This is a genomic window from Chryseobacterium gossypii, assembly GCF_041361455.1.
Classification (GTDB): Bacteria; Bacteroidota; Bacteroidia; order Flavobacteriales; family Weeksellaceae; genus Chryseobacterium; species Chryseobacterium gossypii.
Genome location: NZ_JBGCUR010000033.1, coordinates 1 through 16,022, shown reverse-complemented (window position 1 = coordinate 16,022; position 16,022 = coordinate 1). Strand labels below are relative to the sequence as shown.

The window sequence follows — 16,022 nt, the reverse complement described above, 5'->3', positions numbered from 1 at the left end:
AATAATACTAAAGTGTCCTACGGATTGGTTGAAAAGATGGATCCATTGGCAATCAAAGCTCTTCTGTTCATTTTCAGGATATCCCTCACCCATTCCGCAAAATCTTCCGGCTGAAGTACTTTTTCAGGATTCCCGTCCGTAAGGCCGCCCTGGATACTCATATCTGACGCAATGGTGCTTGGCGTCAACGTAATCACACGGATATTTTGCTTCCTCCATTCTGCCATCATAGATTGCGACAAAGAGATTACGGCCGCTTTGGAAGCTGCATAGGCCGACATATTCGGACCTCCCTTCAGGCCAGCGGTAGAGGCCACATTTACTATATCTCCTTCTCCTTTTGTTTTCATGAAAGGGTAAACCGCTTTTGCCGCATAGTACACGCCGAAAAGGTTAGTCTTAATCACCTGTTCCCAGGTACCGGAAGGCATTTCTTCTATAGTCCCGAAGTCTCCGATCCCCGCATTGTTTATCAAAATATCAACTCCTCCGAGCATTGCTGCCAAAGCTTCTATTCCTGCTTTTACTGATTCTTCATGATCAATGCTGAAAACAGAATAGGCTGCCTTCACTCCGTATTCCCGGATCTCTTCAACCGTTTTTTTAAGGTTCCCTTCGTTTCTGCCGGTAATGGCTACATTCACACCTTCTTTTGCCAAAGCTAAGGCCACCGCTTTACCGAGCCCTCTTCCGCCTCCTGTAACAATAGCGTTTTTTCCGTTTATATTCATATCAATAATGTTTTCACTTTGCAAATTTATGAAAAGGATACCGATACTACGATGAATCCCGGACTTATTATGTTTTACGGCCCTAAAAAACAAAACCGGCGTCACTTGACGCCGGTTTTTAAATTGAAAGTATAGTAAAAAATGAAAAACTAAGGTATAAGAACCGGGTTTTGAACCTCGAATTCTTCTGAGGCCGAGAATTGGTTGCCATACATATCCATGGCTCTTACCTCAACCTTATGTTTTCCCAGTGTCAGTTTTTTAGGGAAGCCTGCTGTCCAGATATGTTTTGACATTTCAGGATTTGAAGGCCTTCTTCCCGGGAAAAGATTTTGTGTGGCATCCCATTTGAAAACCGATAACGCAAAGCTTGGATCCACTGTTTCATCATATTCCATGGTTTCCCATTCACCATTGTCTATTCTGTATTCCACTTTATCTTTTTTGCTTCCCATAAAAAAGTTGGCCAGTATCTTCGCTGAAGTTTTTGAAGGGAAAGGGATCACTTTCGGAACATACATTTTAATCTGGTAATCTTCCGGCTTTCCGGCCGTTTTATATTTAACTTTATATTGATTGTCGGTAAAGCTGATGAAAGAATATCCCTTTGCCGTTCCGTCTCTCATTGTAGAAGTCGGCAATCCTGCTTCATCCGGTGTTCCGGAGTACCAGTCGCCACAGGTTGTTCCCACATTGTATTCATGCAGGTCTTTGGACCCGTTCCACCCTGCCTGTTTTCCGTAGAATATCTGCTGCTGGATATGGGTATGGGCGGATAATATCAATGCATTCCGGAAAGGTGTCAGCAGATCGAATAGCCTTTGACGGTCGGCATTTCTGAAGTTATCCTCATTTTTATGATCCAGTGGAATGTGGAAGGACACCACCACCAGTTTATTTTTATCCACCAGCTTCAAATCATTTTCGATAAACTGCATCTGATCTTCGCGAAATCCTCCCCAATATCCTTTACCGTCTCTCGGGTCCGGGTAGAGAATATCATCCAGGATAATGAAGTGCACATTTCCATAGTTGAATGAATAGTTGGCCGGACCGAAATTGGATTCAAAGGTTTCATCAGACAACAGGTCTTCTTTGGCGTCGTAATTCATATCATGGTTTCCCATCACATTATACCATGGTAAGCCCACTTCTTTCATTACATCCGCATAAGGCTTTTGCAGGCTCAGATTATCCCCTACCAGGTCACCTAAGCTGATCCCGAAAACAGCATTTTTCTTGGTATTCTTCACTTCGTTTACAATTCCTCGTCTGAAATAGTCAAGCTCCTTTTCCGTATAGGGCTGGGGGTCTCCAAAAACCAAAATATCAAAGTCTTTGCTCTCTGCCTGCTTATAAATCGGGAAATTAAGCTCTTTCGGAAGCTCTCCCGTAGGTGCCACACCCTTATATTTAAAATCCGCCGGTGACCCTTTAGGCTTGTACTGATAATAGAACTGTGGCAAATTATTACTGTTCAAAGCTGTCTTGTACCCTGAAGGTTTGATCACAAAGATTGTCTGATCTTCCTGGATCGGTAAACTGTACCGGCCGTTTTTATCGGTTAAGACCACCTGGACACCGTTGGAGACAGCGACACCCTCGATGCCTTTTTCCCGGTTTTCTTTTTTCTGGTTTTTATTACTGTCCTCATATACATACCCTGAAATGGAAGTCTGAGAGAATGCCATTGCGGAAATCAGCAGACACGACATTAAAAATTTTATATTCATTTTTTCTTTCTGTTTTGATTAATTATTTGTTCCACCATACTTTCACGTTGATATCATCGCCTCCCATCTGCTGGACCGCAGTCTGATAATTCGCAGTATTCAATATCTTAGGGTTTGGCGGATACATCAGCCTTTGAGGCAGGTTTCCGTTATTCAAAAGACCTCCGTTATTCGGTAGTACCGGAAATCCTGTCCTTCTTTTTTCAAACCATTGCTGCTGGTCTACAAAGAACAGGGCAACGTATTTCTGAAGCATGATTCTTTCAAAAGTATTATTATAGGCCACATTCGGATTTGAAAAATAATTGGCCGGCATTGTTGCCCCCCATTGTTCGATGGCAGCCTTCACCCCGTTTTCATAATAGGTCTGGGCATTTCCCTGAATGATCCCTTTATAGGCCAGCTCTGACAGAATGAACTGCAGTTCCGCATAAGGATAGATGAGGATATTCAGCGGAGCTTTGGCCAGATTCTGGTTCATGTTTGAAGGCTGATAATTGAATACCGTTCCGTATGCATATCCTGAGGGAGCGCCTTTATATCCGATGTTCGCATTGGTGGCCAGGTCTTTTGCCTGAGAAAAAAACATGGACATTCTCGGGTCATTGTTAGCCTTCAGGGTTTCGACGAAAAATTCCGAAGCGGCTCTTCCCGTTGTAAAATCCTGAGGTCTTGCGATCGGAGGAAGAAGTGGTGAGACCCCTGTAATATTCAGCTTTGCACTTTCTGCATTGCTTTGAAAAACAGGATATGTGACAGGGTCACTGATGATCTCCTGAATTCTTTCGTACACGTTCACCTCACCATTTTTGCTTAAAATCCTTGTTAGCAGCCTTAAAGAAAGTGAGTTACAGAACTTTTTCCAGTTCGTGATTCCGTTCACATCCGTTTCCGCCTTGTAGAAAAGGTCATTCCCCGTAAGAAGCTTTGTGGGAACGAAAAGTGAGTTGGCCGTTTTCAGATCGTCCAGGAGTTTTACATAAATATCCTTCTGCCTGTCAAACTTCGGTTGAGAAACCCCCTCATCCATGCTTGAAGCCTCAAAAAACGGGATATCCCCATAGGTATCGGTAAGATTTGAGTATACCCAGGCATTCAGGACCATTGAAATGGCAAGATAATTCGGATCATTATCCCTTTCTGCAGCCTTTCTCATGTCCTTGATCTGCATCAGCCATTTGTAGCTGTTGTTCCAGAAGCCGGTACCCGTATTTTCAGTAAGGTAATACCTGCTTAAAGAATTTCCTTCGTTAGGAAAATCCAGTGAAACCTGCATAATATCGAAAGTAAAGTCGTTGGCCCTCATATAGTTGACAGAAGCCATATTATACTGTATGGGAACCAGGAGTTTGGAAGCTACGGGATCGCTAATCCTGCTTCCGTCTACATTCACCTCATCCAGGCTCCGGTCACAAGAAACTGCTGCAAAACTGATCCCCGCGATCAAAAATATATTCAAAAGTAATTTTTTCATGTTTTAAAGTTTAAAATTTAACATTAAGCTGAACACCTACCGTTCTTGCTGTTGGCAGCTGACCCATTTCTATACCTGAAGTAATCTGACTGTCATTAAGCGTAGCCGCTTCCGGATCAAACAACGGGAACTTGGTCCACATCCAGAGGTTTCTTCCGAATAAGGCGAAGGTAAGCTCTGAAAGTTTTAACTGGTCTGTGACACTTTTCGGGAAGGTATAGGATATCCTGGCATCCCTCAGTTTGATGAATGAGGTATCGAAAGTATTGGTTTCAATGTTTGCCCTTCTGTAATAATCGGCATAATAAGCTGATACCAGAACTCCTTTCGTATTTGGAGAAAAAGATCCGTCAGCGTTCTGAACCACTCCCTGGCCTACGATCATTCCATCCGGATTATCCCTTCCGATCAAGGTATGTGTCAGTTTTCCCTGCTCCGTCATTTTATGGTGCGATTGGGAATAGGCCATCCCTTTATATTGCCCGTCGAAGGAGAAGCTTACGGTAAATCCTTTGTATCTGAATTCATTTTGAAGGCCGGCCCTCCATTTCGGATAGACATTTCCTATTTTCTTCATCTCCGTAGGCTTGGCCGTTAATCCGTCACTTCCGAAGATCACCTGCCCGTCCGGAGAATACATCAGCCCATATCCGTATATATCTCCTAATGAACCGCCTACCACTGCATTGTAATATACTACGCCTCCTACGCTACCCAAGGTATAGGGTTCACCCTGAAATTCCGGAGGAAGAGAAAGGATTTTGTTCCGGTTCATTGACCAGTTGGCATTGATGCTCCACGAGAAATTCTTATTTTTAACAGGGTATGCATTTAATGTCATTTCCAGCCCTCTGTTTCTCACTTCTCCGGCATTGATCACTCTGGTGCTGTATCCGGTTTCCCATAATGCAGGGATTTTTACGATCTGATTCTTATTGTTATTCTGATATGCTGTAATGCTGTAGTTGATCCTGTTCCTTATAATACTGAAATCCATTCCCCCTTCAATATTGGTAAGCATCTCAGGCTTTAGATTTGGGTTCGGAAACAATGGCGGAGATTCCACTGAACCGGAGAATGAGCTGTTGTTATAATATTTTATAAGCAGATAAGGACTGGTATCATTTCCTACCCTGGACCATGATGCCCTCAGCTTCCACAGGTTAAGCTGATTGGAAGTCAGGTTAAAGATATCAGAAAGCACGATAGAGGTTGCTGCCGACGGATAGAAGTAGGAACGGTTTTCCTTGGGCAGTGTGCTGCTCCAGTCATTTCTGGCCGTAAGATCCAGATATACCTTGTTTTTATAGTTCAGGTTAACCAATCCATAGGTACTGTTAACCTGTTTGTCGGCAGGGGTGGCATATTTTGTGATCACTGAAATCGCATTCGGCATTGCATAAAAGCCGGGTTTCAATAATCCGTCTGCCAGATAATCAAACATTTTGTATTCCACATAACGGATGGTTCCTCCTGCGGAAGCACTCAGATCAATATCTCCGAATGATTTTCTGTAGGTAAATAACAAATCGTTATTCAGGTCCAACTGGTTAACGTATTGTTCCCTGTACATCCCCTGAAGGTAGTTGGCAGAGCTCCATGGTCTTTTTTGGGTACGTTTTTCATTATTGAGCTCCATTCCCGATCTCAGCATCACATCGAAATTGTCGGATATCTTATAATTAATATTGACATTTCCCGTAATATAATTTTTATCAATGCCGTTAAGCATTTCGTAAGCGATCATATACGGATTGTCTATATAAGAGCTGAACGGATGAATCTGATCGATCTGGTATTTATCCTTCTTCCAGATCGGCTGATACCATGCCAGGTCCACATTCGGATTCTGGAAAATCATGAAATAAGAAATAGACTGGTTGCTGTATCCCGTAGCAGGAAGGTTGTCACTCTTGGTCTTGCTATAGTTGAATTTAACGCCTACTTTGAGCTTTTCATTCAGCTTATGATCGAATGAAAGTGCGGCATTGAATCTGTCAAAGCCGGTGTTAGGCATCATCCATTCATTTTTAAGATAAGTTAAAGAAGATCTGAAAGAAGTGGTTTCATTGGAGGTTTCTATGGCCAGGTTGTTGGAATAGGTAGATCCTGTTCTCCAGAAGCCTTTTATATTGTCTTTATAAGGCCTCCACAGTTGCCTTTCCGCACTTTGCCCCTCCAAGGTAGGATCATATTGAAAATAGTACTGTCCGGCAAATTTCGGCCCGAAAGCACTACTTGTAGAACCGGTATTTACTCCATCCGGTGATGCGCCATACGAGTAATAATAGTTACCGTTGCTATCCTTCTGCATTGTACCCTGCCCATATTCGTACTGGTAATCCGGCCATTTCAATACCGTATCATAACTTGTGTAGGAATTTAAGGTAACCTGTACCTTTCCTTTTTTGGTTTTCCCGGATTTTGTAGTGATCATGATAGCTCCTCCTGCTCCTCTGGATCCGTATAAAGCAGCTGCGGTAGAACCTTTCAGAACCGTCACTGATTCGATGTCATCAGGATTGATGCTATTCAGGCCGTTCCCGTAGTCAATAGGCAGATCTGCCTTGGCACCGGCACCGTAGGCTGAATATCCCGTTCCGGTAGTTCCTCCATTTAACGGAACCCCGTCTACTACGATCAGGGCACCATTCTGATCCATATTCATAGAGATGTCTCCACGTATTTTAATAACAGCACTTCCCAAAGGTCCTGCGCCTGCGGTCTGAATTTTCAGTCCTGCTACTTTTCCTTCTAAGGCCTGTGCCCAGTTGTTGTTTTGGGTTCTTAAAATTTCTTCAGATTTTACCGTTTCGGCAACATACCCCAAAGATTTGTCGTGTCTCTTGATTCCTAAAGCAGTTACTACTACCTCATCAATGTTTTTAATCGTGTCTTTTTTAGCTTTTTGCTGAGCTGCCAAATTGACGCTGACTAATCCTAACAACGACAAAACCAGCAACTTTTGTGTCTCTTTACGCATATCTTTTTTGTTTGTGCAAAATTAGATCGTCATTATGATTATGATTTTAATAATATTTTAACATTTATTAAACAATTATTAAATAAAATATTAATTTATGTTTAACTAAAAATGATAGCGTTTTGATTAGCAAAAGGTTAAATTAATTAAGCATTTTTAATATCACCTGTTAATTTTATTTATTTAACTTTATTGATTTTCCTTTATTAATAGGATATTTCAGAATACTACCGGAAAAACAATTGGCTTAACTTTTAATCACTTCTATACAAAACAGCGTTATTGTGGTTAAAAAACAAAAAGCTTGTCCCATATGGAGACAAGCCTTTATATTCTTAATTTTTTGTTAAAAGATTATTTATCTTTCAGCTGATCAGGAATATTGGTAGTGATAAATCCGATTCCCTGGGCTTTCAACTGCTCAAAGACATCAGAATCATTCACGGTCCATGCGTTTGTGATAAGGCCTAATGCCTTAGCTTCGGAGATCCAGGTCGGATTTTTGGCAAAAACGCTGTAATGATAATCTATTCCGTCCAGGCCTTCGCTTTTGATCTGTTCCGGTGATAATTCTCCGTTCAGGTACTGAACCCTGAATGTCGGCTCCAGCCTTTTGATCCCTTTGCAGATATTCAGGCTGAAAGAGATGAATTCACTTTGAGATTCAAGCTTCATTTCTTTTATCATTGCTATGGTTTTCTCCGTAAGCTCGTCTTCAAGCTCTTTCGTTTTGGCCGGCTTTATCTCTACGATCAGTTTCAGGGATCTGTCTTTTTTCCCCTGCTTCAGATATTCTTTTAGCGTGGGAAAATCCTCACCGTTAGATAGTTTAAGCTCTTTCAGCTGCTTGAAACTGGTTTCGGAAATTTCCATTTTCCCGTGATGCTCATCATGATTCACTACCAGAACACCGTCTTTAGTCATTCTCACATCAAACTCAGAACCATAGATCTTCAGATCCTGGGCGTTTCTTAATGATTTCAGTGAGTTTTCCGTTGTAGGAGGCTGGGTCTGCCAATAGCCTCTGTGCGCGATAATCTGTGTCTGTGCCTTCATCAGGACTGTACTTAAAACTGCTACCCCTAAGATAAAATTTTTCATGTTATAATCAGAATTAGAATGCAAAAGTCTGTAAAAGACTTTTATAAAAGTAATATTAAATTTTAAAAAGTATACTTTGCTCCCAGCTGAATCTGATAAGGATTTCCTGACAACGGCTCCAAACCACTGGTATTCAAGCTATACTTAAGTTGTCTTGTCGCCGCATCAAATCCTGTGATCCTGTAAAGCGACATATTGTTATAAGATTTATTCACACCCCACTCTTTATTCAGTAAGTTGGCTACATTAAAGATATCCACTGAAAGTTCAAAAGCTCCGATCTTCTCAAACCTGATCTTCTTCGCTACACGAACGTCCCAAACCCCGTAAAATCCGTTTTTCCCTCCATTACGTTCCGCTATCTTATCATTATAGTCCGTAATATAGTTTTTCAGAGCTTTGCCCACTTCGGGATTGTCCAGCAATGCCTGGGTAAGATTCGGAAAAATATAGGCCAGGTCATTGGAATCCACAAAATCTCCGTTTACATTTCCTCCTGCCGTTAATGAAAAACGTGTTCCCCCGATTCCTGAATATCTGATCCCTACGGTAAATCCTGCAAATGTTGGTGAGTTTCCGTATAAGACCACTTTATTACGGAACTGGTTATCAGAATAGGTCATCCTTAAATTCCTAGGGTCACTCTGGATCATCGTAGACAATGTTGCCGAGTTCGCCACATTTCCGTTATACGAGGTGTTATCTTTAATATCAGACCATGTATAGCTTGCCGTAATCTCCCCGTCTTTGTAATAACGGTAGCTTGCATCCACTACAAATGAAAATTGGTTCACTTTCCCGTCACTTACAAGCTCCAGAACCCTACCGAAGTTAGTATTGATTCTGCCTTCCTTCCAATTCATTGTTCCATTGGCATTTATGGTATTTACAGGCACAAAAACACCTCTTCCGCCTTCATTATCCAGCGTGAAAAACGGGTTGGCTGCCATATTCCTGTCATAATAGAAAAAATTATTTCTTCCCAGTGCCATATACCCGGCCACTCCTGCCCTGAATCTTTCGTTAAAGAAGTGAGTATATGAGATATTGGCTTTATATACGAGCGGAATCTTAGCATCCTTTCCGGTGTAATTAATGGTCGGCAGCTGATATTGCGGGAGTGCAGGCACCGTACTGTAATCGTTCCTGTAGCTTATAAAATCCGGCACAAGGATACCGGTAGGATTCACGTCCACGGTAGCCAGATGTTTTCCATCAAAAACCAGATTATTGATCAGCATATAATTGTTGATATCTGAAGAGAAGATCCCCGCACCGAATTTTATATAATCTTTATTATCTTCATTGATATTCCAGTCGAACTGAAATCTCGGCTGAATGATAAATGACCGGATCTGATTATCCGTTCTTATCCCCATTTCATCAAACAGTTTCTGATTGAACTCCGCTTTCGGGTAACCACCGTAATCAAGCCTTAAACCCGCCATCAAATCAAGCCCCCGTGCGATTTTAGTCTGGATCTGGCCATAGACACCGATGTTCCAGATATCGGATTTCACGGAAGGATCTTCCATCAAAGGCACTTCCCTGTAAAACCTGTAGGGGGTAAGATTGTTAAAATTGTCAATTCCCAGGAACTGGAACCTTCCGTTCACCTCACTTCCGTAGACCGATTTGGCATGGGTAAACATCAGGTCCGCACCAAAGGTATATTTTATCTTATCCGTATTGTAATACAAATTATCTACAATCTGGAAGACATTATTTCTGAAGTTCTCCTGTCCGAATCTGTGACCTCCTATCTGGATGTTGGTCGTAAGATTATTTCCTCCGATACTGGAAGGGACTCTTTCCACGATCGCTCTTGGAACGGGATGCCCCAGCTCATTGTTCTGGTAGCTGTCCTGTGCGGTATACAGATACTGGGCCTTCAATTCATTAGTCAGGTTAGGCTTCAGATTAGATCTTAATGTCAGGAGTAAACTGTTATCAAGGTTTTTGTCATTCCCGTAAGACTCAAAGAAATTGATCGCGGTATTATCCGCCAGACCATTCTTATTCATGTCATAGGTGAAATTATTTCTTAATGTCAATAAATGTTTCGGGCTGATCTGCCAGTCTAAACGCAATAATCCCGCGTCGGAGTTCCGTACCTTGTCAAAGCTTCCGAACTGGGGTGTATTTCCCACCCCATATTTCGCCCTTGCGATATCCAGAACCTGGTTAAGGGTTTCATTGGTCACATTGAACCTTAAGGCATCTTCTGTGGTTTTCACATCTGCAATGATCAGTGGTCTGGAATCCAGCTGATGGTCCCAAGCCACAAAGAAATGCAGTTTATTTTTAATGATCGGCCCTCCCAGCGTAAAACCGAACTGAGAAGTCGAGAAATCATTCGTTCTCTCGTTCCCCCTGATATCATATTTACTTGACAGCCAGCCTGTTCTAAGATATTCAAAGGCGCTTCCCGAGAAAGTATTGGTTCCGGATTTGGTCACTGCACTTACCGTCCCTCCGCCACTTCTTCCGAGTGTTACATCATATTGGTTGGTGATGATCTTGAATTCCCGGACAGCTTCTATTGAGATGGAATATGGCGCACCGCTCCGGCTTGTGGTGGAACCTGCGGAAGTAGGATTCTTGGCCGTCATTCCATCAATGGTAAAATTAGTGGATGAGCCCAATTGTCCGGATAAATTTCCTCCCCTGCCGCTTAAAGGCGATAAATCGGTAAGACTGGTAAAATTCCGTCCGTTTACCGGCAATATTCCGATATTCTTAGCAGAGATCGCTGTTGCAGCTCCCAGGTTTCCGATTTTATTCTTAAGATTCCCTACTACCCGCACTTCTTCAATTACCTTTTCATTTCCCAAAGCCACATTCACCGTTACCTGGTCGCCAAAATTCACATTATAGCCTTCCCTTTTCTCGTCATTGACAATAACAGTATATGGCCCGCCGAGAGGGATCTCCCTGAATATATATTCCCCTTTTGAATTGGTCTCCGTTTCTGTTCTGAAACCTGTGGATTCATTTACAATCGTAACTTTCACTTTTTCCTGGGCCTTATTGCCGGCACCGGTAATTTTTCCCAGAATTGAGGCCTGAGTGGTCTGTGCATAAACTACCGTACCGAATCCCAAAAACAATAATCCCAGTATAATTTTTACTTTTCTCATGTTTACAAATTAGCTAGCCGCAAAGGTATATCAGCTTCCAAAGATTCCTATTTAAGGGAATTTTAACATTATTTCAATTAAACTATAACATTTTGTCAAACCAATATCAACATACGGCTTATCCAGAACGGAATCAACACATTATACACATTACACAATCTTAATTTTACGGGATTATTTAATTTCTTATTTTTTAAATGGAATTACTTAATTATTTTTGTTTAAAAGAAAGAATAAGCAATGCCTGAAAACATCCAACAAAAGATAGAACAGCTTCGGAAGGAGCTTCATCAGCATAATGAAAATTATTACCTGCTGGATAATCCCACCATAACAGATTATGAATTTGACATGTTGCTGGAAGAGCTCCGGGACCTTGAAGCAAAACATCCGGAATATTATGATGAAAATTCTCCTACTGTACGGGTAGGAGGAAATATCACAAAGGTTTTCCCTACCGTGCAGCATAAATTCAGGATGTATTCCCTGGATAATTCTTATGATTTCGATGACCTGGAAGATTGGGAAAAAAGAATCATTAAAGCCATTGATGATCCGGTGGAATTTGTTGCGGAATTAAAATATGACGGCGCTTCTATTTCCATTCTTTATGAAAACGGGAAACTTACCCAGGCTGTAACCCGGGGAGACGGCTTTCAGGGAGATGAAATCACTTCCAATGTAAGGACCATTTCGGATATCCCTCTTACCCTGAAAGGAGATTTCCCGGGACATTTTTTCATGCGGGGCGAAATTTATTTAACGAGAAAAAACTTTGATAAGATCAATAAGCAACGTGAAGAGGAAGGCTTAGGCCCCTTCATGAATCCCAGAAATACGGCCAGCGGAAGTTTAAAAATGCAGGATAGTACGGAAGTAAGAAAGCGCGGGCTTTCTTCTGTGCTGTACCAGTACGTTTCAGAAGAAGCCCCGGCAGAAACCCACTGGGAGCTTCTTGAAAAAGCAAAGTCATGGGGATTTAAAACTTCCCAGCAGGCAAAGCTTTGTGTAACGCTGGACGAGGTAAAGGAGTTCATCAGCTTTTGGGACAATGAACGTCACAACCTGCCTTTTGAAATTGACGGGATCGTTTTAAAGGTTAATTCATTAAAACAGCAAAGACAACTCGGTTATACAGCAAAATCCCCAAGATGGGCCATGGCTTATAAATTCAAGGCTGAAAGGGTAGAGACCGAGCTACTAAGTGTTTCCTACCAGGTGGGAAGAACCGGGGCCATTACTCCCGTTGCCAATCTGAAGCCTGTTTTACTGGCCGGAACCATTGTAAAAAGGGCTTCCCTTCATAATGAAGATATTATCAGAAAGCTGGATCTGCATGAGCATGACTTTGTATATGTAGAAAAAGGCGGCGAAATCATTCCGAAGATCGTAGGGGTGAATTCAGATAAAAGAAGCCCGGAAAGCAGAGAGATCGAATATATCAAACACTGCCCGGAATGTGGGACCGGACTGATAAAAATTGAAGATCAGGCGATCCATTTCTGTCCGAATGAACTCCATTGCCCCCCTCAGGTAGTAGGAAGAATGATCCATTATGTTTCCAGGAAGGCTTTAAATATCGAGAACCTGGGAAGTGAAACCATTGAACAGCTGTACAGGGAAAAGCTCGTGGAAAATCCCGCTGATTTTTATGCTTTAACCAAAGAGCAGATTCTTCCCCTGGAAAGAATGGCGGAAAAATCTGTGCAGAATATTCTGGCCGGGATAGAGAAATCAAAAGAAGTACCGTTTGAGAAAGTCTTATATGGGATCGGGATAAAGCATGTGGGTGAGACCGTTGCCAAAAAGCTTGTTAAGAATTTCCCTAGCATTGATGATCTTAAGAACGCTTCCATAGAAGAGCTGTGCCAGGTAGAGGATATCGGGACCAAGATCGCCGTAAGCATTGCCGAATTTTTTGCGAACCCTGAGAATATTTTAATGATCGAACGTCTGAAGTCTTACGGGGTACAGCTTGAAAAAGGAGAAAATACCAACGAAGTCCTGTCCAATGTACTGGAAGGAAAAACTTTCCTTTTTACCGGTAAATTGTCTTTATTTACCCGGGAACAGGCAGAAGAAATGGTGGAAAAGCATGGGGGAAAGAATATTTCTGCCGTTTCCAAAAACCTCAATTTTCTGGTTGTAGGAGAAAAAGCAGGAAGCAAACTGAAAAAAGCACAGGATATCGGCACGATTGAGATCCTGGATGAGCAGCAGTTCCTCGATTTGATAGAAAATCAATAATAATAAAAATAAGCCATTTGAAGTAAAGTTCAAATGGCTTATTTTTACATTTTATTTAAAAACAATTAAAAAAATAAACTAATCCATGAAAAGAACTTACCTGATCATCTGTATGATCTTGTTTTCTGTATTCCGGGCACAGATTGTAAATATCCCCGATCCCTATTTTAAAGCCAAACTTGTATCTTCTAACACAAGCTCACATACTATCGCAAAAAATCTCCTGGGAGTAACCGTAAGTATAGATGCCAACAACGATGGCGAAATACAGCTCAGCGAAGCTCAGAATATCGGTGAATTGACTTTTGCAGGCTCACTTACCTTCAATATGAGCTCCATCACTTCTCTTGAAGGCATCAAGAGTTTTACCAATCTGAAAAAAATTACAGCATCTAATTTTGCCGCACTACAATCTATTGATCTGAGTGATATGACTTCACTTGAAAATATTACGGTGCAGAGTAACAATAACCTGACCGCACTTGATATTCATGGGTCGGGTGCCATACTCGTTAAAATAAGTTCAAATCCCAATTTAACTAATCTCTTCCTGCAAAACTGTACTGCTCTGACAAATCTGGATTGCAGTACCAATAATCTGCAGTCCCTGAATGTGTCTGGACTTACAGCGTTAAATAAAATAACAGCCAACAACAATCACCTGACTTCGATAAATCTAAGCGGATTGCCTGCACTTTATGAAGTGAATTTCATGTTTAATGACCTTACAAGCTTAATACTACAAAATAATACCGCTTTGTATATTATCAATGTAAATTTCAACCATATCCCGACTATGGCTGTTACAGAAACACCTAATTTACAATTCTTGGGTATTGCGGGAAATAATTTTACCAGCTTGGATTTTAGCCACTTTCCACTTTTGCAGGGTATTGTTGCCCACTCTAATGATTTTTCAGTCATTGATGTCAGACAAAATCCTAATTTGGTCAGCCTCGCCTGTAGTGGCAATCCTAATCTTCATACCCTGTATTTAAAGAATGGAAAAAACAACTATGAGACTCCTGATTCTACATTCTTTTACAACTGTCCGAATCTTACCTACATTTGTGCGGATGATTTCGAAATTCCCGGGGTAATGGCTTTTGTGACAAGCCAGGGGTATACATGTACAGTAAATTCTTATTGCTCATTTACACCGGGAGGTGTCAATTATACCATTCAGGGAGATACAAAATATGACAGTAACAATAATGGCTGTGACGTGAATGATCTGAATAAGGCTTTCCAGAAATTTGATATAACGGACGGTACTCTATCCGGAACCATCGTCGCCGATAACTCCGGGATCCATTCTATTTCGGTAGGCGCGGGCTCCCATACAATAACTCCTGTTTTGGAAAATCCCGCTTATTTCAACGTTTCGCCAGCAAACTTCACTGCCAGCTTTCCGACACAGACAAGCCCTCTTACTCAAAACTTTTGCCTGACCGCCAACGGCACCCATAATGACCTTGAAATCATCATTATTCCCATAAATGCCGCACGTCCCGGTTTTGATGCCAAGTACAAGATATTGTACAAGAATAAGGGAACTACTGCTCAGTCCGGAACCATTTCATTCAATTATAATGATGATGTGATGAATTACGTGAGCTCCAGCCTGTCCCCAAATTCGCAATCCACAGGGATTTTAAACTGGAATTTCAGTAATCTTCTTCCTTTTGAAGTAAGAGAAATCAATTTAACCTTTGGTTTGAATACTCCTGTTCAGACACCTCCGTTAAACAGTGGCGATGTCCTTCATCACACAGTTCAGATCAATAGTACCGCTACCGATGATACGCCGTCTGATAATACACTTGTATTAAGCCAGACTGTGGTCAATTCTTTTGATCCGAACGATAAAACCTGCCTGGAAGGCAGCACGATTGCCCAGACTCAGGTTGGTGATTATGTCCATTACATGATCCGGTTTGAAAATACGGGAACTGCCAATGCACAGAATATTGTTGTAAAAGATATCATTGACACTTCAAAATTTGATTTGTCAACTCTGGTACCTCTTAGTGGCAGTCATAATTTTATAGCGAGAATCACAAATCCGAATACCGTGGAATTCATTTTTGAAAATATCCAGCTTCCTTTTGATGATGCCCATAATGACGGATATGTCACTTTCAAGATCAAGACCATATCTACTTTAAATCCTGGTGACAGCTTCAGCAATACCGCCAACATTTATTTTGACTATAACGCTCCGATCGTTACCAATACCTATACGACAACCGTACAGAATACTTTGGCGACCTCTGAGATCCGTGATCCTAAAACCGATTTCAGCATTTACCCCAATCCTGTAAAAGACATTCTATACATTAAGTCTGAAAAGGAAATCACAAAGGCAGAGATCTATGACATTTCAGGAAGAATTATAAATACAACCGGAGTAAAAGGAAATTCCGTGAATGTTTCCGAACTTCAAAAGGGCCTCTACATAATTAAATTACGTACGCCGGGTAAAGTGATGACACAAAAGTTTATTAAGGACTAGATCCGGTGTCTGACATAAAAAAGAAAAAGGTTGTCTCCACAGACTAGTCATGGTCGGAAGAAATTCCGGCCATTTTTATGTTTTGAAAAGTAAGTTTG

Annotated in this window: 8 protein-coding genes; 2 read left to right on the top strand and 6 right to left on the bottom strand. The window is 41.5% G+C overall.

Annotated elements, in window-relative coordinates; translation table 11 throughout:
- Positions 1–17: 17 nt before the first annotated feature.
- The 6 genes from ABMQ40_RS14685 to ABMQ40_RS14660 all read right to left on the bottom strand — a co-directional run bounded on the left by ABMQ40_RS14685 (position 18) and on the right by ABMQ40_RS14660 (position 11,162).
- Entirely contained in the window at positions 18–731 is a 714-nt protein-coding gene (locus ABMQ40_RS14685; RefSeq protein ID WP_370900931.1) for a 3-ketoacyl-ACP reductase, read from the bottom strand.
- A 149-nt stretch (positions 732–880) separates the two neighbouring features.
- Positions 881–2,464 carry a calcineurin-like phosphoesterase C-terminal domain-containing protein gene (locus ABMQ40_RS14680; RefSeq protein ID WP_370900930.1) on the bottom strand — a complete coding sequence of 528 codons (1,584 nt, stop codon included), beginning with the start codon at positions 2,462–2,464 and terminating at the stop codon, positions 881–883.
- A gap of 22 nt (positions 2,465–2,486) precedes the next feature.
- Entirely contained in the window at positions 2,487–3,938 is a 1,452-nt protein-coding gene (locus ABMQ40_RS14675; protein ID WP_370900929.1) for a SusD/RagB family nutrient-binding outer membrane lipoprotein, read from the bottom strand.
- A gap of 10 nt (positions 3,939–3,948) precedes the next feature.
- Positions 3,949–6,921 (bottom strand): SusC/RagA family TonB-linked outer membrane protein, encoded by a 2,973-nt coding sequence (locus ABMQ40_RS14670; protein ID WP_370900928.1) that lies wholly within the window; start codon positions 6,919–6,921, stop codon positions 3,949–3,951.
- Between the two features lie 354 nt (positions 6,922–7,275).
- Entirely contained in the window at positions 7,276–8,022 is a 747-nt protein-coding gene (locus ABMQ40_RS14665) for a glycerophosphodiester phosphodiesterase family protein (protein WP_370900927.1), read from the bottom strand.
- Positions 8,023–8,084: 62 nt separating this feature from the next.
- Positions 8,085–11,162: a TonB-dependent receptor gene (locus ABMQ40_RS14660; RefSeq protein ID WP_370900926.1), complete on the bottom strand. Its 3,078-nt coding sequence runs from the start codon at positions 11,160–11,162 to the stop codon at positions 8,085–8,087.
- A 240-nt stretch (positions 11,163–11,402) separates the two neighbouring features.
- Between ABMQ40_RS14660 and ligA the strand changes: the two genes are divergently transcribed.
- A complete protein-coding gene (gene ligA, locus ABMQ40_RS14655) occupies positions 11,403–13,409 on the top strand; it encodes an NAD-dependent DNA ligase LigA (RefSeq protein ID WP_370900924.1) in 2,007 nt (668 codons plus the stop codon).
- An 85-nt stretch (positions 13,410–13,494) separates the two neighbouring features.
- A complete protein-coding gene (locus tag ABMQ40_RS14650) occupies positions 13,495–15,924 on the top strand; it encodes a DUF7619 domain-containing protein (protein ID WP_370900922.1) in 2,430 nt (809 codons plus the stop codon).
- Positions 15,925–16,022: the final 98 nt, after the last annotated feature.